This window comes from Stenotrophomonas sp. BR163, from assembly GCF_047520985.2.
In the GTDB taxonomy this organism is placed as follows: domain Bacteria; phylum Pseudomonadota; class Gammaproteobacteria; order Xanthomonadales; family Xanthomonadaceae; genus Stenotrophomonas; species Stenotrophomonas sepilia.
Genome location: NZ_JAXBRE020000008.1, coordinates 145,504 through 168,887, shown reverse-complemented (window position 1 = coordinate 168,887; position 23,384 = coordinate 145,504). Strand labels below are relative to the sequence as shown.

Here is a 23,384-nt window from a genome sequence, read left to right as displayed (position 1 = left end):
GCCCCGCATCGCGGGGCCTTTTCTCGTTCCATCAAAGATGCGGATCAGCGCTTCATCGAACCGAAGAACTCGTCGTTGGACTTGGTGTTCTTCATCTTGTCCAGCAGGAATTCCATCGCGGCCATTTCATCCATCGGATGCAGCAGCTTGCGCAGGATCCAGATCTTCTGCAGCAGTTCCGGTTCGATCAGCAGGTCTTCGCGGCGGGTACCGGAACGGTTGATGTCGATGGCCGGGAACACGCGCTTTTCAGCGATACGACGGCTCAGGTGCACTTCGCTGTTGCCGGTGCCCTTGAACTCTTCGTAGATCACCTCGTCCATCTTCGAGCCGGTGTCGACCAGCGCGGTGGCGATGATGGTCAGGCTGCCGCCTTCTTCCACGTTGCGCGCGGCACCGAAGAAGCGCTTCGGGCGGTGCAGGGCGTTGGCGTCCACACCACCGGTCAGCACCTTGCCCGAGCTCGGCACCACGTTGTTGTAGGCGCGGGCCAGGCGGGTGATCGAGTCGAGCAGGATCACCACATCCTTCTTGTGCTCGACCAGGCGCTTGGCGCGCTCGATGACCATTTCGGCCACCTGCACGTGGCGCGCGGCCGGCTCGTCGAAGGTCGAGCTGATGACCTCGCCGCGCACGGTGCGCTGCATTTCGGTCACTTCTTCCGGGCGCTCGTCGATCAGCAGCACGATCAGGTGCACGTCCGGATGGTTGGTGGTGATGGCGGTGGCGACCTGCTGCATCATCATCGTCTTGCCGGCCTTCGGCTGCGACACGATGAGCGAGCGCTGGCCCTTGCCCTGCGGCGCCATCAGGTCGAGGATGCGGCCGGTGATGTCTTCCGACGAACCGTTGCCACGCTCAAGGGTGAAGCGGCGGCGCGGGAACAGTGCGGTCAGGTTCTCGAACAGCACCTTGTTCTTCGACGCTTCGATCGGCTCGCCGTTGATGGTGTCGACGATGTTCAGCGCGAAGTAGCGCTCGCCGTCCTTCGGGAAGCGGATGCGGCCGGAGATGTGGTCGCCGGTGCGCAGGTTGAAGCGGCGGATCTGGCTGGGCGAGATGTAGGTATCGTCCGGGCCGGCCAGGTAGCTGGCTTCGGCCGCGCGCAGGAAACCGAAGCCATCCGGCAGGATTTCCAGCACACCATCGGCGGCGACGCCGTCACCGTGGCGGGTCAGCACCTTCAGCAGGGCGAAGATCACGTCCTGCTTGCGGGCACGGGCCACGCCTTCGGAGATCTGCAGCTGCTCGGCGATTTCCAGCAGCTTCTGTGCCGGCATGCGCTTGAGGTCGCTCAGCGAGTAGACCGGGAAGCCCTCGGGCACGTTGGCGTGCGGGCGCGGCACGAACGGCTGCTGTTCGCCGCCGTCATTGGACATGCCATCGTCGCGGAAGCGGTTGTTGCGGTCACGGTCGCGGCGGTTGCGGAAGCGGTCGCGGCGGTTGCCCTGACCTTGCCCCTGGCCCTGCTGGCCGCTCTGGTTGTACGGGTTCTGGCCCTGGTTCTGGCCACCCCCCTGGTGATTCTGCTGCCGCGGCTGGCCGGATTCTCGGCCCTCGCCACCCTCGCCACCGCCACTGCTGGCGGGGGCCTCGGCGGCGGGCGCGCTCGGCGCAGGTGCTGCGGCCGGCGCCGGTGCTTCGGGCGCGGCGGCCAGCGGCAAGGTCGGCTGCGCCGGAGCGGCGCTGGTTTCTGCGGCTGCCGGGGCGGCGGCCTTGCTCACGCGGGGCTTGCGCACGCGCTTTTCGGCGGGCGCATCAGCGCTGCCGGTTTCGGAAGTGTTATCGGACAAGAGCGTTATTCCTCGCTTGAAGGTGCGAGCGCCCGGCTGGGGCGGCGAACGTTGGGAATGGGTCTGGAAGAAACTGCGTCCAGAGGGTGCGGCACGCGAACGCGGCCGGATATGCCGACACTATCATCGGCCTGCGGCGCCATGCAAGGGTCGCCGGGAACAGCATTCATCATGGGCGTGGTGCGCCCGCCGGCAGCCGCGCTCGGCGGCTGCCGGAGACCGGCAGGATCAGGCCAGGGCCTTGTCCAGCAGGCCGGCCAGCTGGGCCTTGCCCACCGCACCGATCTGCTCGCCGACCTTCTCGCCATCCTTGAACACGACCAGGTAGGGAATCGAACGCACGTGGTACTTCGCGGCCAGCGCACGGTTGTGGTCAACGTTGACCTTGGCGATCTTGGCGCGGCCCTGGTAGGCATCGGCCAGCTCGTCCAGCGCCGGGGCGATCATCTTGCAGGGGCCACACCACTCGGCCCAGAAATCGACCAGCACCGGTTCCTTGGAATTCAGCACTGCGCTATCAAAGTCGGCGTCGCCGACATGTACAACCTTGTCGCTCATCTTGGTTTCTCGTCTTGGATTGCACCCGGCCATGCCGGAGGTGGGTGAACTGGGCCTTGCCCGGTGGCGCGACCCTCGTCGTTGCCTCGCGGCGCACTGCCGCGGTGCGTTCGGCGGGATGCCTGGACGCTCACGGCCGGCAGTGTACCCCTATCGCGGGGCAGGGACAGGCGCCGTCTGGAACCCAGCGTATCGTGATCGCTTCGATGGCCGGTATGTGTCGGATTTCACTGTCTTCCTGAAGATGGGGCTGGCAGTGGGCGACACCAGCGCCTCCGTGCAAGCCGTTCAAGTCCGGTGTGGCTGGGTGAAGGTTACGTCTCTGGATGCCATGAGACGCCGCATTCCGGTTTGCCTGCCCGAGTGCGTTAAACTGGGGCATTGTGCGGCGCACGGACCGAGGGGTCCCGGCCTGCCAACCCGCCGCAGGGGCCGCAGTTTGCGACGGTTCCCCTAGACGCTGAAGTGCCAGCCGCCCCAAGGGCCGGCGGCCATACCAAGACGGACTCATGAGCGACAAACCGCTGACCGATTTGACCTTCTCCTCCTTCGAGCTGCACCCGGCCCTGCAGGCCGGCCTTGAAGGAGCCGGATTCACCCGCTGCACCCCGATCCAGGCGCTGACCCTGCCGGTCGCGCTGCCCGGTGGTGATGTTGCCGGCCAGGCCCAGACCGGTACCGGCAAGACCCTGGCCTTCCTGGTCGCTGTCGTGAACCGCCTGCTGACCCGTCCGGCGCTGGCCGACCGCAAGCCGGAAGACCCCCGCGCCCTGATCCTCGCCCCGACCCGCGAACTGGCCATCCAGATCCACAAGGATGCGGTGAAGTTCGGTTCCGACCTGGGCCTGCGTTTCGCGCTGGTCTACGGTGGCGTGGATTACGACAAGCAGCGCGAGCTGCTGCAGCAGGGCGTGGACGTGATCATCGCCACCCCGGGCCGCCTGATCGACTACGTCAAGCAGCACAAGGTGGTTTCGCTGCATGCCTGCGAGATCTGCGTGCTGGACGAAGCCGACCGCATGTTCGATCTGGGCTTCATCAAGGACATCCGCTTCCTGCTGCGCCGCATGCCGGAACGCACCATCCGCCAGACCCTGCTGTTCAGCGCCACCCTCAGCCATCGCGTGCTGGAGCTGGCCTACGAGCACATGAACGAGCCGCAGAAACTGGTGGTCGAAGCCGAGACCATCACCGCTGCCCGCGTGCGCCAGCGCATCTACTTCCCGGCCGACGACGAGAAGATCCCGCTGCTGCTGGGCCTGCTGTCGCGCAGCGAAGGCGCGCGGACCATGGTGTTCGTCAACACCAAGGTGTTCGTCGAGCGCGTTGCCCGCTCGCTGGAAAAGGCCGGCTATCGCGTCGGCGTGCTGTCCGGCGACGTGCCGCAGAAGAAGCGCGAGAGCCTGCTCAACCGCTTCCAGAAGGGCCAGCTGGAAATCCTGGTGGCCACCGACGTCGCCGCGCGCGGCCTGCACATCGACGGCATCAAGTACGTCTACAACTACGACCTGCCGTTCGATGCCGAAGACTACGTGCACCGCATCGGCCGTACCGCGCGCCTGGGCGAAGAGGGTGATGCGATCAGCTTCGCCTGCGAACGCTACGCGATGGGCCTGCCGGACATCGAGGCCTACATCGAGCAGAAGATTCCCTCCGAGCCGGTCACCAAGGAACTGCTGACCCCGCTGCCGCGCCCGGAACGCCCGGCCCCGGCTGCAGGCGAGGAAGGCGAGGACAACGAAAGCGTCGGCCAGATCTTCCGTGAAGCGCGCGAAGCCCGCGCCGCCGAGGAAGAGCGTCGGGGCGGTGGCCGCAGTGGCGGTCGTTCCGGCAGTGGTGGTGGTCGTGGTGGCCGTGACGGCGAGCGCAGCGGCGAACGCCGTTCGCGCGGCCCGCGCAAGCCGCGCGTGGAAGGCGAGCAGGGGGCTGCGGCCCCGGTCGCCGGTGCTGAAGGCGCCGCTGCCCAGGCCCCGCGTCCGCCGCGCCCGCCGCGCGCCGAAGGCGCACCGGAAGGTGCCGTGGATGGTGAACACAAGCCGCGCAAGCGCCGTCGTCGTCGCCACGGCCGTCCGGTCGAGGGTGCCGAGGGCGTGCAGGCCAACGCCGGCAACGGCGCGAGCCCGGTGACCCCGGTGCAGGTGGTGGCCAAGCCGGTGCGTACCGCCGCCGATACCGGCGATTCGTTCCTGACCCGCATCGGCCGCAAGATCCGCCGGATGCTGTCGGGCAACTGATCCTGTAGCACCCGACCGTTGGTCGGGTGGCTTCATGGGCGTGCCGGCCAGCGGCCGGCACTACCGATCCCGTGACCATCTCCACGCCGTCGCGCAGGTCCTGCATAATCGGGGCATGAGTGTCCTGCGCTTCGACAATGTCAGCAAACAGTACGCCGGTGGCCACGAGGCACTGACCGATGTCAGCTTCGAGGTCGCGCCGGGCGAGATGCTGTTCGTCACCGGCCATTCCGGTGCGGGTAAAAGTACGCTGCTCAAGTTGATCCACCTCGACGAGCGGCCAAGCCGCGGCGCGGTGGTGTTCGACGAGCGCAACCTGCTGAAGGTGCGCGGCGGCGACGTGCCGCGCCACCGACGCGCGGTGGGGGCGGTCTACCAGGACCACCGCCTGCTGATGGACCGTTCGATTGCCGAGAACGTGGCGCTGCCGCTGATCCTGCGTGGTACCCGCCGTGGCGACATCAACAAGCGCGTGCGTTCAGTGCTCGAGCGCATGGGCCTGGGCCATCGTGAGAAGGCACTGCCCTCGCAGTTGTCGGCCGGCGAGCAGCAGCGCGTCGGCATCGCCCGTGCCATCGTCGGCGAGCCCAAGCTGCTGGTGGCCGATGAGCCGACCGGCAATCTCGACCCGACCCTGGCAGCGGAGATCATGGCCCTGTTCGCCGAGCTGCCCTCGCGCGGCACCAGCGTACTGGTGGTCAGCCACGACCTGCCGCTGCTGCGCCGTATGCGCAAGCGCGTATTGATCCTCGACCACGGCCGGCTGGTGGATGACATCTCGCCGCAGGACCTGGCGGAGTAACCGATGGCGAAGAACGAAAACAGCGAAGCCGCCGCCCCGTCGCGCGTGGGCGTCTGGTTCCAGCACCACGTGCACAGCGTGGTGTTCAGCCTGGGCCGCGCCTGCCGCAAGCCGTGGGCGACCCTGCTGACCGTGATGGTCATGGCGCTGGCCCTGGCGTTGCCGCTGGGGCTGTCGATCGCGCTGGACAACCTCAAGCAGTTCGCCGGCAGCGTGCAGCAGTCGCGCGACATCAACGTGTTCCTGAAGGGCAACATCGATGGTCCCGGTGCGCTTCGCCTGGCCGGCCAGCTGCGCGACCGCGATGACGTGGCCGAAGTGAATGTGCGCACACCCGAGCAGGGCCTGCAGGAACTGCGCGATGCCGGCCTCGGTGAGGCGATCGATGCCCTCAACGACAATCCGTTGCCCTCGCTGCTGGTGATCACCCCGGGCCAGGGCAAGGACGACGCACGCCTGGCGCGCGCGCTGGAAAGCCTGCCCGAGGCCGACCTGGTGCAGCACGATGCGTTGTGGCGCCAGCGCCTGGATGCCTGGCTGGCGTTCGGTGCACGCCTGGTGCAGGTGCTGTCGGTGCTGCTCGGCGTGGGCGCCGCGCTGGTGGTCGGCAACACCGTGCGCCTTGACATCCAGGCCCGTCGCGAAGAGATCGGCGTGCTGCAGCTGCTTGGCGCGAGCGATGGCTTCATCCGCCGCCCGTTCCTGTACCTGGGCGCGTGGTACGGGCTGGGCGCCGGCGCGGTAGCGCTGGCCCTGATCGGCGCCGCCGGTGCCGCCCTGCGCGTGCCGCTGGCCGAACTCTCGCGCAGCTACGGCAGCCCGTTCGTGCTGCATGGCCTGGACCTGCTGCACGGCGGCCTGGTCCTGGTCGGCACGCTGCTGCTGGGCTGGCTGGGCGCCTGGCTGGTGACCGGCCACTTCCTCCGCCAGACCCGTCCGACCGACACCTGAGACCGGCATGCAACCGCAAGCGCTGAAGCACCTTGAAGGGCCCGCGACGCGGGTGATGGTGGTCGATGGTTCGAAGCTGGTCCGCAAACTGATCGCCGATGTCCTGCAGCGTGACCTGCCGGGCGTGGAGGTGATCGGCTGCGACAGCATCGAGGATGCGCAGCAGGCGCTGGCGCAGGGCCCGGTGGACCTGGTGACGACCTCGCTGACCCTGCGCGATGGCGACGGCCTGGCGCTGGCGCGGATGGTGCGCGAAGCCGCCGGCCAGGCCTATGTGCCGGTGATCGTTGTGTCCGGCGATGCCCAGCAGCACCTGGAGCAGCGTCGCTTCACCGAGTACGTCACCGACTATTTCGACAAGGCGCTGGGCCATGAGGCACTGGCGACCTTCATCCGTGGCTATGTGCAGCCGCAGACCATCCCCGGTGCCACCATCCTCTACATCGAGGACAGCCGGGTGGTGGCCGAGGCCACCAAGCGCATGCTTGAGCGGCAGCAGTTGAACGTACTGCACGTGGTCAGCGCCGAAGAGGCATTCACCCTGCTCACTGCCGAGTCGCTGGGCCGCAGCCGCCACCGCATCGACCTGGTGCTGACCGATGTCACCCTGAAGGGCGAACTGAGCGGGCGCGACGTGGTGCAGCGCGTGCGCGTGGACTTCGGTTACGGCAAGCGCCGCCTGCCGGTGCTGGTGATGACCGGTGACGGCAACACGCACAACCAGACCGGGCTGCTGCAGTCCGGTGCCAACGACCTGGTGCTCAAGCCGATCGAAGAGCGGCTGCTGGTCACCAAGGTGCTGTTCCAGCTGCGCCTGGCCCGATTGAACGATGGACCCCTGATCCGATGATGGATGAAGTAGCCGACACCCCGACGATCCAGCTGGAACCGAGCTGGAAGCAGCATGTCGGCGATTACCTGCTGCAGCCGCAGATGCGCGAGCTGTCCAGCTTCCTGCGCCAGCGCAAGGCCAGTGGCGCGGCGGTGTTCCCGCCCGGCCCGCAGATCTTCGCCGCGTTCGACGCCACGCCGTTCGAGCAGGTGAAGGTGGTGATCCTCGGGCAGGACCCGTACCACGGCCGCGGCCAGGCGCATGGCCTGAGTTTCTCGGTGCCGCCGGGCGTGCCGGTGCCGCCGTCGCTGCTGAACATCTACAAGGAGATCGAGAGCGATCTCGGCATCCCGCGCCCGGACCACGGCTGCCTGATTCCGTGGGCGCAACGTGGGGTGCTGCTGCTCAATGCCGTGCTGACGGTGGAAGAGGGCAAGGCTGGTGCCCACCAGGGGCGTGGCTGGGAGGGCTTCACCGATCACGTGGTGGACGTGCTCAACCGCGAACGCGAAGGCCTGGTGTTCCTGCTGTGGGGCGCCTATGCGCAGCAGAAGGGCAAGGTCATCGACACCCGACGCCATCGCGTGCTGAAGTCGCCGCACCCGTCGCCGCTGTCGGCCCATCGTGGCTTCCTCGGCTGCCGGCATTTCTCGATGGCCAACGAGTACCTGCAGCGTCGCGGCCAGGCCCCGATCGACTGGTCGCTGCCGCCGCGTTCGGCGCTTTGAGCACCGGCGGGCTGCCGGGCCTGAACACCGGGCAACGTCTTCGGCGCTGAATGGGCCTTCAGAACGGCCCGTTCAGCTCCGCTTGACTGAAATCGGCCGGTTTCCGCCGGGTAATTGCTTGAATTCCAAGGGATTGTGAATCCCGAAAAGCGTGCTCGCCACTGTCATCAAATCGCGCTACGGTAGGGCTCTGTTTGGGACCAGTGTTGCATCAATAGGATGCTGGAACTTTTTCCTCCTTTAGCAGTCCAAATCCCGGACTGCTAAGATGGGTGCCTATGAGCCAGAACACCTCTACTGCCCTTGTGGCAAACAATCTCCCGATTCCCAGTGCGCTCGGTTCGCTGGACGCCTATATCGGTGCCGTGCACCAGATCCCGGTGCTGTCGGTCGATGACGAACAGGACCTGGCCCGTCGCTTCCGCGACGGCAACGATCTGGACGCCGCCCGCGAGCTGGTGCATTCGCACCTGCGCTTCGTGGTGCACGTGGCCCGCGGCTACAACGGCTACGGCCTTGCCCTGGGTGACCTGATCCAGGAAGGCAACATCGGCCTGATGAAGGCGGTCAAGCGCTTCGACCCGGACATGGGCGTGCGCCTGGTCTCCTTCGCCGTGCACTGGATCCGTGCCGAAATGCACGAGTTCATCCTGAAGAACTGGCGCATCGTGAAGGTCGCCACCACCAAGGCGCAGCGCAAGCTGTTCTTCAACCTGCGCAAGTCGAAGACGCGCCTGGGCTGGATGAACGCGGCGGAAGTCAGCGCGGTGGCCAAGGACCTGAACGTGTCCGAGCGCGAGGTCATGGAAATGGAATCGCGCCTGTCCGGTCGCGATATCGGTTTCGATGCGCCGACCGACGAGGACAACGAGCACGCCCCGCCGTCGCCGGCTGCGTTCCTGGTTGCCGATGACGAAGACCCGTCGATGGCCTACGAGCGCGAGGACAGCGAAGACAACCAGATGCAGCTGCTGCGCGAAGGCCTGGCCGAACTGGATGCGCGTTCGCGCGACATCATCCGTCGTCGCTGGCTGGATGCCGACAGCAAGGTGACGCTGCAGGAGCTGGCCGACGAGTACGGCGTGTCCGCCGAGCGCATCCGCCAGGTCGAGGCGAACGCGCTGAAGAAGATGAAGGCGCTGTTCACCGCGTAAGGCGGGATGGCGTTGAAGCCAGGAAAAGGCCCGGCATTGCCGGGCCTTTTCTTTTTGGTGGCGTTCTCATCCACGCATGGCGTGGATCTACCCAGTGTCAGTAGAGCCACGCCATGCGTGGCTGCGGCGCGGCCTCAGCCCTCGCGTGCGATCGCGCGCCAGCCGATGTCGGTGCGGTGGAACGCGTTGGCCCAGGTCACCTTGGCCACGCCGGCATAGGCATTGGCCTGTGCGTCGCGCACGCTGTCGCCCAGTGCGGCCACGCACAGCACGCGGCCACCGGCACTGACCACCTGGCCCTGCGCATCCAATGCCGTACCGGCATGGAACACCTTGGCGCTGGCCGGCACGTCGCCCAGGCCGGAAATCACGTCACCGGTGATCGGCGCTTCCGGGTAGGGCTTCGCGGCCAGCACCACGCCCAGTGACGGGCGCGCATCCCACTGCGCTTCTACCTGGTCCAGGCGGCCATCAATCGCCGCTTCCACCAGCTCGACCAGGTCCGACTGCAGGCGCAGCATCACCGGCTGGGTTTCCGGATCGCCGAAGCGCACGTTGAATTCAATTACCTTCGGCGCGCCGCTGGCATCGATCATCAGGCCGGCGTAGAGGAAACCGGTGAACGGGATGCCGTCGGCGATCATGCCCTGCACGGTCGGGTTCACCACTTCGCGCATCACGCGTGCATGCACCTCCGGCGTCACTACCGGCGCCGGCGAGTACGCGCCCATGCCACCCGTGTTGGGGCCGGTGTCGCCGTCGCCGACGCGCTTGTGGTCCTGCGAGGTGGCCATCGGCAGCGCATGCACGCCGTCCACCATCGAAATGAAGCTGGCTTCCTCGCCATCGAGGAATTCCTCGATCACCACGCGGGCGCCGGCATCGCCGAACGCGTTGCCGGAGAGCATGTCACGCACCGCGTCCTCGGCTTCGGCCAGGGTCATTGCGACGATCACGCCCTTGCCGGCGGCCAGGCCATCGGCCTTGACCACGATCGGTGCACCCTTCTCGCGGATGTAGGCCAGGGCAGCGTCCACGTCGGTGTGCACGGCATAGAACGCGGTGGGGATGTTGTGGCGGGCCAGGAAGTCCTTGGCGTAGGCCTTGCTGCCTTCCAGCTGCGCGGCGGCGGCGGTCGGCCCGAAGATGCGCAGGCCGGCGGCGCGGAAGCGGTCGACCACGCCGGCCACCAGCGGTACTTCCGGGCCGACCACGGTCAACGCCACGCCTTCAGCCTGGGCCAGCGCCAGCAGGCCGTCGATATCGGTCACCTTCACCGCCACGTTGCGGCACTTGTCTTCGCTGGCGGTACCGGCGTTGCCGGGCGCCACGATCACGTCGGTGACACGGGAGGACTGGGCCAGCTTCCATGCCAGGGCGTGTTCGCGGCCGCCGGAGCCGATGACGAGGATCTTCATGGGACAGGGTTCTCGGATACGGAAAAGAAAAGCCGGGCAGGGCCCGGCTTGGTGATGCGGATCAGTGGCGGAAGTGGCGCACGCCGGTGAACACCATGGCCAGGCCGTGTTCGTCGGCGGCGGCGATCACTTCGGCATCGCGCATCGAACCGCCCGGCTGGATGACCGCCTTGATGCCGGCGGCAGCGGCGGCATCGATGCCGTCGCGGAACGGGAAGAACGCATCGGAGGCCATCACCGAGCCCTCGACCACCAGGTTCGCGTCGGCGGCCTTGATGCCGGCGATGCGCGCCGAGTACACGCGGCTCATCTGGCCGGCGCCCACGCCGATGGTGCGATTGTCCTTGGCGTAGACGATCGCGTTGGACTTCACGAACTTGGCCACCTTCCAGGCAAACAGCAGGTCGGTGAACTGCTTGTCGGTCGGCGCCAGCTTGCTGACCACCTTCAGCTCGTCGCGGGTCATGCCGCGGTTGTCCGACGACTGCAGCAGCAGGCCCGAGCCGACGCGCTTGCTGTCGAAGTTGTTCAGGCCGTCGCCATGCGGGATGCGCAGCACGCGTACGTTGGCCTTCTTCTGCGCGTATTCCAGCGCGGCCGGCTCGTAGTCCGGGGCAATCAGCACTTCCACGAACTGGCGGTCCAGGATCACCTTGGCGGTGGCGGCGTCCAGCGGCTTGTTGAAGGCGATGATGCCGCCGAAGGCGCTGGTCGGGTCGGTGGCGTAGGCCAGCTCGTAGGCATCGCCGTTGCCGGCGCCGACGGCCACGCCGCACGGGTTGGCGTGCTTGACGATGACGCAGGCCGGCGCATCGAACTGGCGCACGCATTCCCACGCCGCATCGGCATCGGCCAGGTTGTTGTAGCTCAGCTCCTTGCCCTGCAGCTGCTGGAAGGTGGCCAGCGTGCCCGGGACCGGGTACAGGTCGCGGTAGAACGCGCCGCTCTGGTGCGGGTTCTCGCCGTAGCGCAGGTCCATCACCTTCACGAAGGTGGAGTTCATCTGCGCCGGGTATTCGGCACGGGCCGGCACGGCGGCGTCGGTGGCGGTGACCGCCGACAGGTAGTTGCTGATCGCCGCATCGTACTGGGCGACGCGGTTGAACGCGGCCACCGAGAACGCGAAGCGGGTGGCAGCCGTCAGCTGGCCGTTGTTGGCCTCCAGCGAGGCCAGCAGCTCGGGGTACTGCGACGGGTCGGTGGCCACTGCCACGCGGGCGAAGTTCTTGGCCGCCGAACGCAGCATGGCCGGGCCGCCGATGTCGATGTTCTCGACCGCGTCGGCCAGGGTGCAGTCGGCCTTGGCGGTGACCGATTCGAACGGGTACAGGTTCAGCACCAGCAGGTCGATGGCGCCGATGCCGTGCTCGGCCATCACCGCGTCATCCAGGCCGGAGCGGCCCAGCAGGCCGCCGTGCACCATCGGGTGCAGGGTCTTGACCCGGCCGTCCATCATTTCCGGGAAACCGGTGACCTCGGCCACGTCCTTCACGGCCAGGCCCGCCTCGCGGATCGCCTTGGCGGTGCCGCCGGTGGACAGCAGCTCCACGCCGCGTGCCGCCAGCGCAGTGGCCAGCTCGACCAGACCGGTCTTGTCGGAAACGGAGAGGAGGGCCCGGCGGACGGGCAACAGATCAGCAGTCATGGGACGGAATCGGCAGCGGAGCGGGGCCGATATTGTAGGCGGTGGGGGCCGGTGGCGGGCGCCGGTGGTGGCAATCAACCTGCACCGATGGCCTGTGGTCGCCTTCAGCACCGTCTGGCCGGGGGCGGTCCGCAATCAATTCAATGGGGCGGGCTGCCCCAATCGGGTAGGCTGTGCGGGAACTGCCAAGGATCAGCGGGTTCGGATCGTGTCGATCTATGTGTTGAAAGGACGTTTTCAGGACCTCCTGCGTCCGGCCGTACGCGGCCTGTACCGCATGGGGATCACCGCCAATGCGGTGACCGTGGCCGCTGCCGTGGTCTCGCTGCTGGTGGCCGGCGCCGTCTGGTGCTGCGCGCCGGCCCAGCCATGGCTGTACCTGTTGCTGCCGCTGTGGATGCTGCTGCGCATGGCGCTCAACGCCGTGGACGGCATGCTGGCCCGCGAATTCGGCCAGCAGTCGCGGCTGGGTGCCTATCTGAACGAATTATGCGATGTGATCGCCGATGCGGCGCTGTACCTGAGCCTGCTCAGCGTGCCGGGCGTGCGCCCGGAGGCGCTGTGGCTGCTGGCCTGGACCGCGGCGCTGAGCGAATACGCCGGCGTGCTGGGGCTGATGGTCGGCGCCAGCCGCCGCTATGACGGCCCGATGGGCAAGAGCGACCGCGCCTTCGTGATCGGTGCGCTGGGCCTGCTGCTGGCGTTTGAGTGGGTTGGCGCGTTGACGGTCACGGGCGTGGCCGCGGCCATGGCGGTGCTGTGCGTGCTGACGATGCTCAACCGGGTCCGTCGGGGACTGCGGGAAATCGCAGTTTCGCCAAATTAATCAAGCAGATAGAAAAAGACAATCAGGAGATTGCATGCGTCAGGCGCAGGAACGGGAATTCCACAGCTTCGACCAGGTACCGCTGTTCTACCGGTACTGGGCCGGCACCACCGCCACCCCGGCCACCCGGGCCATCGTGCTGCTGCACCGCGGGCACGAGCACTCGGGGCGTGTTACCCATCTGGTCGATGAGCTGGACCTGCCTGACACCGCCTTCTTCGCCTGGGATGCGCGCGGCAATGGCCGTTCGCCGGGCGCGCGTGGCGATGCACCGGGCTTTCCGGCGCTGGTGCGCGACCTGGACAGCTTCATCGCCCACATCGGCGCCGAGCATGGGATCGCGGTGGAAGACATCGTGGTGATCGCGCAGAGCGTGGGTGCCGTGGTCGCCGCCACCTGGGTGCACGACTACGCGCCACGCCTGCGCGCGCTGGTCATGGCCTCCCCGGCGTTCAAGGTGAAGCTGTACGTGCCGTTCGCACGCCCGGGCCTGGCCTTGATGCAGAAGCTGCGCGGCAATTTCTTCGTCAACAGTTACGTCAAGCCGCAATGGCTGACCCACGATCCGGCGCGGGTGGAAAGCTACCGCACCGATCCACTGATCACCCGGCCGATCTCGGTGCGCGTGTTGCTGGGCCTGTATGAGGCGGCCGATCGCATCGTCGCCGATGCGCAGGCCATCAGCGTGCCGGTGCAGTTGCTGGTGTCCGGCTCGGACTTCGTCGTGCACCGTGGCCCGCAGGACCGCTTCTACGAGCGCCTGTCCAGCCCGATCAAGGAGCGCGTGCATCTGCCGGGCTTCTTCCACGACACGCTGGGCGAGCGTGATCGGGCACCGGCACTGGCGCGCATCCGCAGCTTCATCCAGGCGCGTTTCGCCGAGCCGTTGCGCGAGCTGTCGCGTCGCGATGCGCACCGCCATGGGCCGACATTTGAAGAGTCTGAAATCCTGGCCTGGCCGCCCGAGCGCAACAGCCTGGCCGATCTGCGCTGGCGCGTGGTGCGCGGTGGCCTGCGCTTTGGCGGCAGACTGTCCGAAGGCATTGCACTGGGCCTGCAGACCGGTTTCGATTCGGGCAGCACGCTGGACTACATCTATCGCGACGAAGCACGTGGCAAAGGCCCGTTGGGGCGCCTGGTCGACCGCAACTACCTGGATGCGATCGGCTGGCGCGGCATCCGCATTCGCGGTCGGCACCTGCAGGAACTGCTGCGCGATGCCGCCCAGCGCCTGCGCGGGCAGGGCATGCCGGTGCGCGTGCTGGACGTGGCCGCTGGCCATGGCCGTTATGTACTGGAAGCGCTGGGCCAGGGCGAGCAACGCGCCGAGCGCATCGTGCTGCGCGACTTCAGCGGTCTGAACGTGACCCAGGGCCAAGCGTTGATCGAGCGCCTCGGTGCGTCCGACATCGCCCGTTTCGAACAGGGCGATGCGTTCGATCCGGTGCAGCTGGCGCAGGTCGACCCGGCGCCGACGCTGGCGGTGGTATCGGGCCTGTACGAACTGTTCCCCGACAACGACGCCGTGCTGCGCTCGCTGCAGGGCATCGCCGCAACGGTGCCGATGGGTGGCTACCTGGCCTACACCGGCCAGCCCTGGCACCCGCAGCTGGAGTTCATCGCCCGCGCGCTGACCAGTCATCGTGGTGGCGCTGCTTGGGTGATGCGCCGCCGCACCCAGCAGGAAATGGATGAACTGGTGCGCCTGGCCGGGTTCGAGAAAGTGACGCAGCGCATCGATGACTTCGGCATCTTCACTGTGTCGCTGGCACGCCGGACCGCGTGATGGCGACGCTGGCTGCAACTCCGCTTGCCACGGCGGGGCGCCCCTGGCGGCGCGCGCTGCTGTGGCTGGCCCTGCTGGGCCCGTTCTTCTTTGCCAGCTACGGCTTCGCCAACTGGATGGCCGGCCGCCACGCCGAACTGCCGGTGATGGCGTTCGGCTGGGAAACGCAGATTCCGTTCGTGCCATGGACGATCGTGCCGTACTGGTCGATCGACCTGTTCTACGCAATCTCGTTCTTCCTGTGCCGGCAGCGCCTCGAACTGGACCGGCACGCATTGCGGCTGTTCAGTGCACAGCTGATCGCGGTGACCTGTTTCCTGCTGTGGCCGCTGCGCTTCAGTTTCGAGCGGCCGGAGATCGGCGGCGTGTTCGGCTGGCTGTTCGATGTGCTGCTGGGTTTCGACAAGCCGTTCAACCAGGCGCCATCGCTGCACATCGTGCTGCTGATCGTGCTGTGGGTGAAGTTCGCGCAGTACCTGCACGGTGCCTGGCGCTGGGTACTGCATGTGTGGGCGCTGCTGATCGGTGTCTCGGTGCTGACCACGTTCCAGCATCATTTCATTGACATCCCCACCGGCCTGCTGGCCGGCTGGCTGTGCGTGTGGTTGTGGCCGGAGCAGGGCACGCCACCGCTGCGGGCCTGGCGCATCGCGCGGCATGCCAAGCGGTGGCGATTGGCTGCGCTGTACCTGCTGGGGGCCGCTGTGCTGCTGGTGCCGATGGTCCTGCTGCGGGGTACGGCGTTGTGGTTGCTGTGGCCGGTGGTGTCGCTGCTGCTGGTGGCGCTGGCCTATGCCGGTCTGGGTACGGCGGTGTTCCAGAAGCGCGCCGATGGTCGCTTGAGCATGGCGGCACGCTGGCTGCTGGCACCGTACCTGGGCGCCGCCTGGATCAACTCGCGGCTGTGGACACGGCGTGCGCCGCAGCCGGTGCCGGTGCTGGACGGCGTGTGGCTGGGCCGGATTCCCTGCACGGTATTGCCGGCACCTTTGGTGGGCGTGGTCGATGCCTGCGCCGAGCTGTCCTGCCGCGCGCCGGGCGCGGCGTATGCCAGCGTGCCGATGCTGGATCTGGTGGTGCCCACGCCGCACCAGTTGCGCGAGGCGGCCGAGGCCATCGAACGGCTGCGGGTACAGGGGCCGCTGCTGGTGTGCTGCGCATTGGGTTACTCACGCAGTGCCGCCAGCGTGGCGACGTGGCTGCTGCGCACGGGCCGTGCCGCGGAAGTCGAGGCGGCGGTCGCCATCGTGCGTGCGGCACGCCCCGGCATCGTGCTGGGCCCGGAGCATCTGCAAGCCATCACCGCAGCGGCTGGAGGGCGCGCATGAGTGCCGTTCCCGATCTGGCGACCATGCAGCTGCTGCTGCGCCAGGGACGCTGGCCCGCGCTGCTGTCACTGGGGCTGCTGCTGGTGGCGCTGCTGCTGCTGGGCATCGAACCGGGGCTGGCGATGATCGCCGCCGGGCTGTTGCTGCTCAGTGTGGGCGCTGGGCTCATGCAGGCCTACCATGCATGGCGGGTCGGGCTGGACGCGAGCCTGCTGCAGCTGTTGCGCGATGAAGGCCTGGATGGCGAAGCCGCTGCACGCCGTACCGACCAGCTGCTTCAGGACAGTGGCCTGCGCCGCACACCGGCCGATGCGCCGCTGCGCGACTGGGACGTGCGTTGGGCCGGCATGCGCCGGCTGCTGCTGCGCCAGTACCTGCTGACGGCAGTGCAGGCCGCACTACTGGTGCTGGCCGTAGTGTGGCCGCAGACGTGAACGGGAGGGACCGATGTTCGCCGAACTGATTGCACGCGCCTGCAGTGGCGCGATCCACGTGGTGACGGGCGCCCGTGCGCTGTGGATCGGCTGTGCGCCGTCCAGCGAGCGCCGCGTGTACTACGGCAACCACGCCAGCCATGGTGACTTCGTGTTGATCTGGTCGTCGATGCCGCCCGCGCTGCGGCGACAGGTACGCCCGGTGGCCGCCGCCGAATACTGGCAGCGCGACGGCCTGCGCCGCTACCTGATCGATGCGGTATTCAACGGTGTACTGGTAGAGCGTGAGGCCGGGCATCGCCAGCAGGACCCGTTGCAGGTGCTGCGCGATGCGGTCGACGAAGAGTGCTCGCTGATCCTGTTCCCGGAAGGCACGCGCAATGTGGGCGATGAGCCGCTGCTGCCGTTCAAGAGCGGCATCTACCACCTGGCGCGGCAACGGCCGGAGCTGGAGTTCGTGCCGGTGTGGATCGACAACCTGAAGCGGGTGATGCCGAAGGGCCGGTTCCTGCCGCTGCCGCTGCTGTGCACGGCTACGTTCGGCACGCCGCTGCGGCTGCAGGCCGACGAGGACAAGGCCGCATTCCTGGCCCGCAGCCGGCAGGCGCTGCTGGACCTGGCGCCGAATGGAGGGCGCGCATGAGCTATCTGATGGACGTGTCCGGTGACCTGGCCGCGCGCAGCGTGGGCCAGCAGACCGGCCTGCTGTTTGCCGGCGTCGGCGCGGTGCTGGTGCTGGCCACGCTGGTGGCCGAGACCCTGCGCTGGCGGCAGCGTGGGCAGCCCAGTGCAGTGATCGCCAACCTGGTGTCGCGCATCCGCGCCTGGTGGGTGATGGCGATCGTGGTCGGGCTGGCGCTGTTCTTCGGTCGTGCCGGGGTGATCGTACTGTTTGCGATCATCTCGCTGTTCGCGCTGCGCGAGTTCATCACTCTGGCACCGACCCGCTCGGGCGACTACTACGCGCTGCTGGCCGCGTTCTACATCGTGCTGCCGTGGCAGTACTACCTGGTGTGGATCGACTGGTACGGCATGTACACGCTGCTGATCCCGGTCTATGCGTTCCTGTTCCTGCCGATCCTGTCCACCATCGGTGGCGATACCACGCACTACCTGGAGCGGACGGCGAAGGTGCAATGGGGGCTGATGATCTGCGTGTTCTGCATCTCGCATGTGCCGCTGCTGCTCAACCTGCATGTGCCCGGGCATGATCCGGCGCGCAACGTGCTGCTGTTTGCCTTCCTGGTGATCGTGGTGCAGTCCTCGGATGTGCTGCAGTACATCTGGGGCAAGCTGCTGGGCCGGCACCTGATCGCCCCGAAGCTGTCGCCGTCGAAGACGGTGGAGGGCTTCGTGGGCGGCGTGCTGAGTGCCAGCGCGCTGGGAGCGGCGCTGTGGTGGATCACCCCGTTCACGCCGCTGCAGGCGTTCGGCCTGTCGCTGCTGATCAACCTGATGGGGTTCTGGGGCGGCCTGGTGATGTCGGCGATCAAGCGCGACCGTGGCATCAAGGACTGGGGCCACATGATCGAGGGCCATGGCGGCATGCTCGACCGGCTGGATTCGGTGTGCTTCGCCGCGCCCGTGTTCTTCCATGTAGTGAGGTACTACTGGAAGGCGGGCGGAGGCGGATGATTCTGCCGGGCTTCCATCCACGCATGGCGTGGATCCACCGGTAGTGCCGGCCGCTGACCGGCAACTGCAACTCCCTGCCATCGTTCATGGGGTTGCCGGCCAGCGGCCGGCACGACCCACGCGCGCTTACGCGCTGATGCCGTATTCCTTCAGCTTCTTGCGCAGGGTGGCGCGGTGGATGCCCAGCATCGCCGCGGCACGGCTCTGGTTGCCTTCGCAGTGGTTGAGCACTTCCACGAACAGCGGGATTTCCATCTCGCGCAGCACGATCTCGTAGACATCGTCCGCGTCGCAGCCATCAAGGTCACGCAGGTAGCGGCGCACGGACTGGGCGACGTGTTCACGCAGCGGTGGCCGGGGAGCGCCACGACTGTTGTCAGGACGAGAGAGGACAGCGTTCAAGGGGGTTCCCGATTCGGTTGGCCCGTGCGCGCGGAGCGCGCGGCCGGACGAGGTGGTGGCGGCCAGTCTAGCGCGAGCGTGCCCGACCTGCCACGGCTGGTCGCCTCTATCCTGCTCAGAGGAAGTCGAAGGTGAATGCGACGGTGGATGCGGCGGGTTCCTGCACGCGGAACGCAATGCGTGCACTCTGGCCCGGTTCCAGCACGGCCGCGCCGGGGTTCTCGCCGAGGTACTGCGCCGGCGCGAACACGCCGCTGCCGATCACCCGGCCATCGGCGTCAGACAGCGACAGGCGCAGATCCGGCCAGGCCTGTGCCCAGCGCGCATCGTTGCGGATGCTGGCCTGCACCTGCAGTACGCCCGCCTGGCCTGGCAGGGGGCGGATCTCGCGGCTGGTCATGGTGAACGCGGTGGGTTCATGCCAGGCCGGCAGGCTGCAGCGCAATACGCCGCACAGTGCGCCCAGCCAGGCGCGGTTGCCGGCGTCGGCGGCCAGTCGCGCTCGATCGGCCAGCACGCTCTGCAGGACCAGCAGCAGTGCCAGTCCGGCGACCAGCCCCCAGTGCCAGCGTGGCGTCGGCAGTGCGCGTGGCCGCGAGGTGCCCAGGAAACTGGGTGCATCCCCAGCCACGGCCTGCGGGGCCGGAGCGGCAAGGACGGGTTCGATCACGGCCGCTTCGTCGGGGTTGACGATGTCATCGCTCGGTCGCGTTTCCGCCATCGGTGGCAGCGCCGCTTCGAGGGGGGCGCGGGCTTGGGCTGGCGGGATGTCCTGCATCGCCGGGTCGGGCGTGCGTGAATCGGTCGCAGGTGCAGCCTCGCCTTCCGACGCGGGGCGCAGGAAGGTGGCCAAAGGGCGGCGCGGCGGGTTCGGCTCGGACATGCTCAGGGTGCGGGCTCGGATCCAGCGGTCATTCAATCACGATCAGGCGCGGCGTATGCCGGTGATGCGCATCCAGTCGCCATCCTGGGTCGCCTGCAGGTCGTCGAACCACGCGGCGTAGCGCTGCAGCAGTTCGCCTTCCTGGCCATGCAGGATGCCGGACAGGGCGATGCGGCCGCCGGCAGCGACGCGCGCGGCCAGCAGCTCGGCCAACGCGTCCAGTGCCGAGGCAAGGATGTTGGCGACCACGATCGGGTAGGTGGCGACCGGTTCGTCCTGCGGCAGGTACACGTGCATGCGCGCCTGCTCGCCGTTGCGCTCGGCATTGTCGGCGGTGGCGACCAGCGCCTGTGGATCGTTGTCCACGCCGACCGCTTCGGCGGCACCCAGCTTCAGCGCGGCCAGGGCGAGGATGCCCGAGCCGCAGCCGAAGTCGAGCACGCGCTGGCCCTGCAACTGGCCGTCCACGGCCAGCTGGTCCAGCCAGCGCAGGCACAGGGCGGTGGTCGGGTGGGTGCCCGAGCCGAAGGCCAGGCCCGGGTCCAGCCGCACCACGGCGGCATCGGCGGCCTGCGCGGCGTCCGGCAGTTCATGGTTCCACGGCACGATCCAGGTACGGCTGCCGAAATCCATCGGCTGGAACTGGTCCAGCCAGGCGCGCTCCCAGTCTTCATCCTCGACGGCGCGGAAGCTGCCGTTGCTCCAGTCCAGTTCCGGATCGAACGATTCCAGCGCGGCCAGCAGCAAAAGCGCATTGCTGTCGGCGGGGAACAGTGCGCTCAGCACCAGGGTGTCCCACAGCGGCGTTTCACCCACGCCGGGTTCGAGGATGGCCTGTTCGTTGCTGGTGTCGGCTTCGGCATCGAGCAGGGTCACAGCCAGTGCGCCGACGTCCTCCAGCGCATTTTCATAGCGGGGCTGGGTGGCTTCGGTGCAGCGCAGGGTCAGTTCCAGGAACGGCATGGCGGTGGGGGCAATCACGGGAAAGGGGGCCATGCTAGACCATCGGAGCGTCTCCGTATCGCGTGAGATGCCATCTTGAGATGAACGGGGGCAGTTCAGACAGGCCTGCCGGGCCTTGCTAAACTCGACACTTTCCTGTGCGCCGTGAACGCTCACCGCCGCCGATGGCCTTCGCCCCGACCCTGAAAACCTGGTTGCTCGTGCTGCCGGCGGTGGCCGTGCTGGGCGTGGCCGGGTACCGGGCCAGCGGCCATGCGGCGGGCGTGGCATCACCGTCGCCGGACCTGCCGACCGTCGTGGCCAGCCGCGACAGCGGAGCGGCGTTGCCGGTGGTGCCGGAGGCCCTGGCGCGCCGGCTGGCCACCGTCGAGCGCGGCAACACGCTGCCGTCGGGCCTGCCGCTGGACCTCCGCGCCGACATCGAAGACGCCAGCGATCTGTACGCCTACGCCCAGCGCCTGCGCGTGCAGGCCGATACAGGTAACCATGAAGCGCGCTGGATGCTCAGCCGCGTGTATGACTATTGCGCGCAGTACGCACTCGATCCGGGTGGCTACCGCTTGGACAACAACGTGTTGAGCGGGTTGGGCCTGACCGCGGCGCCGGCGATGATCGAGGCCCGCGAGCGCGTGGCGCAGCGGTGTGGCGGCTTCGTTCCGGGCGACAAGCTGGGCGCTGCGCTGGTGCTGGCCGAACGCCGCAAGGCGGCCGCGCAGGGCAACCTCGCCGCAGAAGCATCGTTGTTCGCCGAGGGTGAGCCGTTGCATGACAGTGCCGAGTACCGCCGCGACCTGGTCGAGCGCGTGCGCACTTCGCGTGACCCGGAGGCCTATATGGCGATCGCGCCGGGCATGGGCGTGCGTGCCGCCGGTGACAGCGCACTCGACGGCCTGGTGGCGGGCGAACAGCTCAGTGAGCTTGCATGGCGGCTTGCGGCCTGCGAACTCGGTCTACCGTGTGGAGCGGACAGCGTGCTGGTCAACAGTTTTTGTGCGAACGGAGGGATCTGTTCGCAGGATGGAGCGCAGGATTTCCGGGATTTCGTGTATGACGCTGCGGTATCGCGGCAAGGTGCTGGGAAAATGAAGGAATGGATCAAGCGATTGATTGGAAAGAGGGACGGGCGATGAATTACCGTCGATTCCTGCATGGGGCCAAGTTCTGGTTCTGGGTGGCGCTGTTCGTGGCCTACTCTGCCGGTGCGGTCGGCCTGCTGATGATCGATACCTACGAGGATCGGTACCGGCATCTGTCGAAGGTGGAACTGACCACGGTGAAGGCGCAGGAAGACGTGCGCCGCGCCGGCGCCAGCCAGGTCGCTGCGGTCTATCGCGCGCAGACGGGCATGCCGTTCGCTTCACTGCCGGCTGGCAGCACCTTCCAGGTAGTGTGGCCGGATGGCTCGACCGAGACCATGGTGATCGTCGATCCGACCTCGCCCAATGGCGTGCGGCCGCTGGCCAATTCGCAGATTCCGGCGACGGCGGCGGACGCGCGCTGAGGCCGCATCAGTAGAGCCGAGCCATGCTCGGCTGCACTCGCCCGCAAGCCGGGAACGGCTCGGCGCTGCCGGAAGGAAAACAGAAAAGGGCGGGAATATCCCCGCCCTTTCCTTGTCCAGCATCGGGTGACGATCAGGTCAGCGCGATCGGCTTGTTCTTGCGCTCGGCAAGGCGCTTTTCCAGATAGTGGATGTTCTGTCCACCGGCCTGGAAGCCCTTGTCGCGCATGATCCGCTGCTGCAGGGCGATGTTGGTCTTGATGCCATCGACCACCATCTCGCTCAGCGCCACCCGCATGCGGGCGATGGCGGTTTCGCGGTCCGGGCCGTGCACGATCAGCTTGCCGATCATCGAGTCGTAGTTGGACGGCACGCGATAGCCACTGTAGATGTGGGTATCCACGCGCACGCCGGGACCCCCCGGCGGATGGAAGCCGGTGATGGTGCCCGGGCTCGGCACGAAGGTCTCAGCGTCTTCGGCGTTGATGCGGCATTCGATGGCATGGCCGGTCAGCACCACGTCGCTCTGCTTGATCGACAGCTTCTGGCCAGCGGCGATCTTCAGCTGCTCGGCCACCAAGTCGATGCCGGTGACCATTTCGGTGACCGGATGCTCCACCTGGATGCGGGTGTTCATTTCGATGAAGTAGAAGCGGCCGTCCTCGTACAGGAACTCGAAGGTGCCGGCGCCGCGATAACCGATGCGGATGCAGGCTTCCACGCACACCTTGCCGATCTGCTCGCGCTGTTCGGCGGTGATGCCCGGTGCCGGTGCTTCTTCCACCACCTTCTGGTGGCGGCGCTGCATCGAGCAGTCGCGTTCGCCGAGGTGGATGGCGTTGCCCTGGCCGTCGGCCAGCACCTGGATCTCCACGTGGCGCGGGTTCTCCAGGAACTTCTCCATGTAGACCTCGCCATTGCCGAACGCGGCCTTGGCCTCGCTCTTGGTGGTTTCGATCGAGGTCTTCAGCGAGGCTTCGGCGTGCACGACGCGCATGCCACGGCCACCACCGCCGCCGGCCGCCTTGATGATGACCGGATAACCGATCTCACGGGCGATCTTGGTGTTGGCGACGATGTCGTCGCCCAGCGGGCCGCCCGAGCCGGGCACGCACGGCACGCCAGCGGCCTTCATCGCGCGGATGGCTTCGACCTTGTCACCCATCATGCGGATGGTGTCAGCCTTGGGGCCGATGAAGATGAAGCCCGACTCTTCCACGCGCTCGGCAAAGTCGGCGTTCTCCGACAGGAAGCCGTAACCCGGGTGGATGGCCTGGGCGTCGGTGACTTCAGCGGCGGCGATCAGTGCCGGGATGTTGAGGTAGCTCTGCGGCGACGGCGCCGGACCGATGCAGACCGACTCGTCGGCCATGGCCACGTGCTTGAGGTTGCGGTCGACCGTGGAATGCACGGCCACCGTTCGGATGCCGAGGGTGTGGCACGCGCGCAGGATGCGCAGCGCGATCTCCCCTCGGTTGGCGATGACGACTTTGTCGAGCATGGCGCGCCCC

At 67.5% G+C, this 23,384-nt stretch carries 22 protein-coding genes; 14 read left to right on the top strand and 8 right to left on the bottom strand.

Features of this window, described 5'->3' with window-relative positions:
* Positions 1-44 precede the first annotated feature (44 nt).
* The gene (gene rho / locus ACM0PY_RS09455; RefSeq protein ID WP_180868798.1) at positions 45-1,793 is read right to left on the bottom strand and encodes a transcription termination factor Rho; all 1,749 of its coding nucleotides are present in this window, start codon (positions 1,791-1,793) and stop codon (positions 45-47) included.
* 228 nt (positions 1,794-2,021) lie between these two features.
* A complete protein-coding gene (trxA, locus tag ACM0PY_RS09450; RefSeq protein WP_005411275.1) occupies positions 2,022-2,351 on the bottom strand; it encodes a thioredoxin in 330 nt (109 codons plus the stop codon).
* A 509-nt stretch (positions 2,352-2,860) separates the two neighbouring features.
* On the opposite strand from trxA, the gene rhlB reads away from it, so the two are divergent.
* The 6 genes from rhlB to rpoH all read left to right on the top strand — a co-directional run bounded on the left by rhlB (position 2,861) and on the right by rpoH (position 9,052).
* A complete protein-coding gene (gene rhlB / locus ACM0PY_RS09445) occupies positions 2,861-4,585 on the top strand; it encodes an ATP-dependent RNA helicase RhlB (protein ID WP_072167299.1) in 1,725 nt (574 codons plus the stop codon).
* A gap of 115 nt (positions 4,586-4,700) precedes the next feature.
* Positions 4,701-5,387: a cell division ATP-binding protein FtsE gene (gene ftsE / locus ACM0PY_RS09440; protein WP_005419728.1), complete on the top strand. Its 687-nt coding sequence runs from the start codon at positions 4,701-4,703 to the stop codon at positions 5,385-5,387.
* Between the two features lie 3 nt (positions 5,388-5,390).
* Positions 5,391-6,338, top strand: a complete 948-nt coding sequence (ftsX, locus tag ACM0PY_RS09435; protein ID WP_005419726.1) for a permease-like cell division protein FtsX — start codon at positions 5,391-5,393, stop codon at positions 6,336-6,338.
* A 7-nt stretch (positions 6,339-6,345) separates the two neighbouring features.
* The gene (locus tag ACM0PY_RS09430) at positions 6,346-7,188 is read left to right on the top strand and encodes a response regulator (RefSeq protein WP_134972284.1); all 843 of its coding nucleotides are present in this window, start codon (positions 6,346-6,348) and stop codon (positions 7,186-7,188) included.
* Entirely contained in the window at positions 7,185-7,898 is a 714-nt protein-coding gene (gene ung, locus ACM0PY_RS09425) for a uracil-DNA glycosylase (protein ID WP_088497438.1), read from the top strand. The genes ACM0PY_RS09430 and ung overlap by 4 nt, the downstream gene beginning before the upstream one ends.
* Positions 7,899-8,176: 278 nt before the next feature.
* A complete protein-coding gene (gene rpoH / locus ACM0PY_RS09420; protein ID WP_005411269.1) occupies positions 8,177-9,052 on the top strand; it encodes an RNA polymerase sigma factor RpoH in 876 nt (291 codons plus the stop codon).
* A gap of 134 nt (positions 9,053-9,186) precedes the next feature.
* Here rpoH and purD read toward each other — a convergent pair whose 3' ends face one another.
* Positions 9,187-10,470 (bottom strand): phosphoribosylamine--glycine ligase, encoded by a 1,284-nt coding sequence (gene purD / locus ACM0PY_RS09415; RefSeq protein WP_088497435.1) that lies wholly within the window; start codon positions 10,468-10,470, stop codon positions 9,187-9,189.
* Between the two features lie 61 nt (positions 10,471-10,531).
* On the bottom strand, positions 10,532-12,115 hold the full coding sequence (gene purH / locus ACM0PY_RS09410) for a bifunctional phosphoribosylaminoimidazolecarboxamide formyltransferase/IMP cyclohydrolase (RefSeq protein WP_134972282.1): 1,584 nt from the start codon (positions 12,113-12,115) through the stop codon (positions 10,532-10,534).
* A 208-nt stretch (positions 12,116-12,323) separates the two neighbouring features.
* On the opposite strand from purH, the gene ACM0PY_RS09405 reads away from it, so the two are divergent.
* Genes ACM0PY_RS09405 through ACM0PY_RS09380 form a run of 6 tightly spaced genes read left to right on the top strand, consistent with a single transcriptional unit; the run spans position 12,324 to position 18,124 of the window.
* On the top strand, positions 12,324-12,941 hold the full coding sequence (locus tag ACM0PY_RS09405; protein WP_180885479.1) for a CDP-alcohol phosphatidyltransferase family protein: 618 nt from the start codon (positions 12,324-12,326) through the stop codon (positions 12,939-12,941).
* Positions 12,942-12,975: 34 nt separating this feature from the next.
* Complete coding sequence (locus tag ACM0PY_RS09400) at positions 12,976-14,727, top strand: bifunctional alpha/beta hydrolase/class I SAM-dependent methyltransferase (RefSeq protein ID WP_072167295.1); 1,752 nt, start codon at positions 12,976-12,978, stop codon at positions 14,725-14,727.
* The gene (locus ACM0PY_RS09395) at positions 14,727-16,055 is read left to right on the top strand and encodes a phosphatase PAP2/dual specificity phosphatase family protein (RefSeq protein ID WP_180885477.1); all 1,329 of its coding nucleotides are present in this window, start codon (positions 14,727-14,729) and stop codon (positions 16,053-16,055) included. The genes ACM0PY_RS09400 and ACM0PY_RS09395 overlap by 1 nt, the downstream gene beginning before the upstream one ends.
* Positions 16,052-16,489 (top strand): hypothetical protein, encoded by a 438-nt coding sequence (locus tag ACM0PY_RS09390; RefSeq protein WP_164230129.1) that lies wholly within the window; start codon positions 16,052-16,054, stop codon positions 16,487-16,489. The genes ACM0PY_RS09395 and ACM0PY_RS09390 overlap by 4 nt, the downstream gene beginning before the upstream one ends.
* A 13-nt stretch (positions 16,490-16,502) precedes the next feature.
* Positions 16,503-17,132: a lysophospholipid acyltransferase family protein gene (locus ACM0PY_RS09385; RefSeq protein ID WP_005419712.1), complete on the top strand. Its 630-nt coding sequence runs from the start codon at positions 16,503-16,505 to the stop codon at positions 17,130-17,132.
* On the top strand, positions 17,129-18,124 hold the full coding sequence (locus ACM0PY_RS09380; protein ID WP_061478167.1) for a phosphatidate cytidylyltransferase: 996 nt from the start codon (positions 17,129-17,131) through the stop codon (positions 18,122-18,124). Before ACM0PY_RS09385 ends, ACM0PY_RS09380 begins: the two co-directional genes overlap by 4 nt.
* A 126-nt stretch (positions 18,125-18,250) precedes the next feature.
* On the opposite strand, the gene fis is transcribed toward ACM0PY_RS09380, so the two are convergent.
* From fis to prmA, 3 genes are all read right to left on the bottom strand, one after another.
* A complete protein-coding gene (gene fis / locus ACM0PY_RS09375) occupies positions 18,251-18,526 on the bottom strand; it encodes a DNA-binding transcriptional regulator Fis (RefSeq protein ID WP_005419706.1) in 276 nt (91 codons plus the stop codon).
* A gap of 115 nt (positions 18,527-18,641) precedes the next feature.
* Entirely contained in the window at positions 18,642-19,409 is a 768-nt protein-coding gene (locus ACM0PY_RS09370; protein ID WP_180885473.1) for a DUF3426 domain-containing protein, read from the bottom strand.
* A 42-nt stretch (positions 19,410-19,451) separates the two neighbouring features.
* A complete protein-coding gene (gene prmA / locus ACM0PY_RS09365) occupies positions 19,452-20,372 on the bottom strand; it encodes a 50S ribosomal protein L11 methyltransferase (protein WP_072167303.1) in 921 nt (306 codons plus the stop codon).
* A gap of 164 nt (positions 20,373-20,536) precedes the next feature.
* Between prmA and ACM0PY_RS09360 the strand changes: the two genes are divergently transcribed.
* Both ACM0PY_RS09360 and ACM0PY_RS09355 read left to right on the top strand, forming a co-directional pair.
* Positions 20,537-21,502, top strand: a complete 966-nt coding sequence (locus tag ACM0PY_RS09360) for a hypothetical protein (RefSeq protein ID WP_065178827.1) — start codon at positions 20,537-20,539, stop codon at positions 21,500-21,502.
* Positions 21,499-21,873, top strand: coding sequence for a hypothetical protein (locus tag ACM0PY_RS09355; protein ID WP_005419699.1), 375 nt, complete (start codon positions 21,499-21,501; stop codon positions 21,871-21,873). The genes ACM0PY_RS09360 and ACM0PY_RS09355 overlap by 4 nt, the downstream gene beginning before the upstream one ends.
* Before the next feature lie 133 nt (positions 21,874-22,006).
* On the opposite strand, the gene accC is transcribed toward ACM0PY_RS09355, so the two are convergent.
* Positions 22,007-23,374 carry an acetyl-CoA carboxylase biotin carboxylase subunit gene (accC, locus tag ACM0PY_RS09350; RefSeq protein WP_065178826.1) on the bottom strand — a complete coding sequence of 456 codons (1,368 nt, stop codon included), beginning with the start codon at positions 23,372-23,374 and terminating at the stop codon, positions 22,007-22,009.
* Positions 23,375-23,384: the final 10 nt, after the last annotated feature.

What these genes read in the sequence shown, in the direction of transcription:
- purD (WP_088497435.1), bottom strand. Translation starts at nt 10,470, where the DNA reads ATGAAGATCCTCGTCATCGGCTCCGGCGGCCGCGAACACGCCCTGGCA.
- ung (WP_088497438.1), top strand. Translation starts at nt 7,185, where the DNA reads ATGATGGATGAAGTAGCCGACACCCCGACGATCCAGCTGGAACCGAGC.
- ACM0PY_RS09390 (WP_164230129.1), top strand. Translation starts at nt 16,052, where the DNA reads ATGAGTGCCGTTCCCGATCTGGCGACCATGCAGCTGCTGCTGCGCCAG.
- rhlB (WP_072167299.1), top strand. Translation starts at nt 2,861, where the DNA reads ATGAGCGACAAACCGCTGACCGATTTGACCTTCTCCTCCTTCGAGCTG.
- ACM0PY_RS09430 (WP_134972284.1), top strand. Translation starts at nt 6,346, where the DNA reads ATGCAACCGCAAGCGCTGAAGCACCTTGAAGGGCCCGCGACGCGGGTG.
- ACM0PY_RS09380 (WP_061478167.1), top strand. Translation starts at nt 17,129, where the DNA reads ATGAGCTATCTGATGGACGTGTCCGGTGACCTGGCCGCGCGCAGCGTG.
- ACM0PY_RS09355 (WP_005419699.1), top strand. Translation starts at nt 21,499, where the DNA reads ATGAATTACCGTCGATTCCTGCATGGGGCCAAGTTCTGGTTCTGGGTG.
- ACM0PY_RS09395 (WP_180885477.1), top strand. Translation starts at nt 14,727, where the DNA reads ATGGCGACGCTGGCTGCAACTCCGCTTGCCACGGCGGGGCGCCCCTGG.
- ACM0PY_RS09385 (WP_005419712.1), top strand. Translation starts at nt 16,503, where the DNA reads ATGTTCGCCGAACTGATTGCACGCGCCTGCAGTGGCGCGATCCACGTG.
- ACM0PY_RS09370 (WP_180885473.1), bottom strand. Translation starts at nt 19,409, where the DNA reads ATGTCCGAGCCGAACCCGCCGCGCCGCCCTTTGGCCACCTTCCTGCGC.
- ftsX (WP_005419726.1), top strand. Translation starts at nt 5,391, where the DNA reads ATGGCGAAGAACGAAAACAGCGAAGCCGCCGCCCCGTCGCGCGTGGGC.
- trxA (WP_005411275.1), bottom strand. Translation starts at nt 2,351, where the DNA reads ATGAGCGACAAGGTTGTACATGTCGGCGACGCCGACTTTGATAGCGCA.
- accC (WP_065178826.1), bottom strand. Translation starts at nt 23,374, where the DNA reads ATGCTCGACAAAGTCGTCATCGCCAACCGAGGGGAGATCGCGCTGCGC.
- rpoH (WP_005411269.1), top strand. Translation starts at nt 8,177, where the DNA reads ATGAGCCAGAACACCTCTACTGCCCTTGTGGCAAACAATCTCCCGATT.
- ACM0PY_RS09400 (WP_072167295.1), top strand. Translation starts at nt 12,976, where the DNA reads ATGCGTCAGGCGCAGGAACGGGAATTCCACAGCTTCGACCAGGTACCG.
- ftsE (WP_005419728.1), top strand. Translation starts at nt 4,701, where the DNA reads ATGAGTGTCCTGCGCTTCGACAATGTCAGCAAACAGTACGCCGGTGGC.
- prmA (WP_072167303.1), bottom strand. Translation starts at nt 20,372, where the DNA reads ATGCCGTTCCTGGAACTGACCCTGCGCTGCACCGAAGCCACCCAGCCC.
- purH (WP_134972282.1), bottom strand. Translation starts at nt 12,115, where the DNA reads ATGACTGCTGATCTGTTGCCCGTCCGCCGGGCCCTCCTCTCCGTTTCC.
- ACM0PY_RS09360 (WP_065178827.1), top strand. Translation starts at nt 20,537, where the DNA reads ATGGCCTTCGCCCCGACCCTGAAAACCTGGTTGCTCGTGCTGCCGGCG.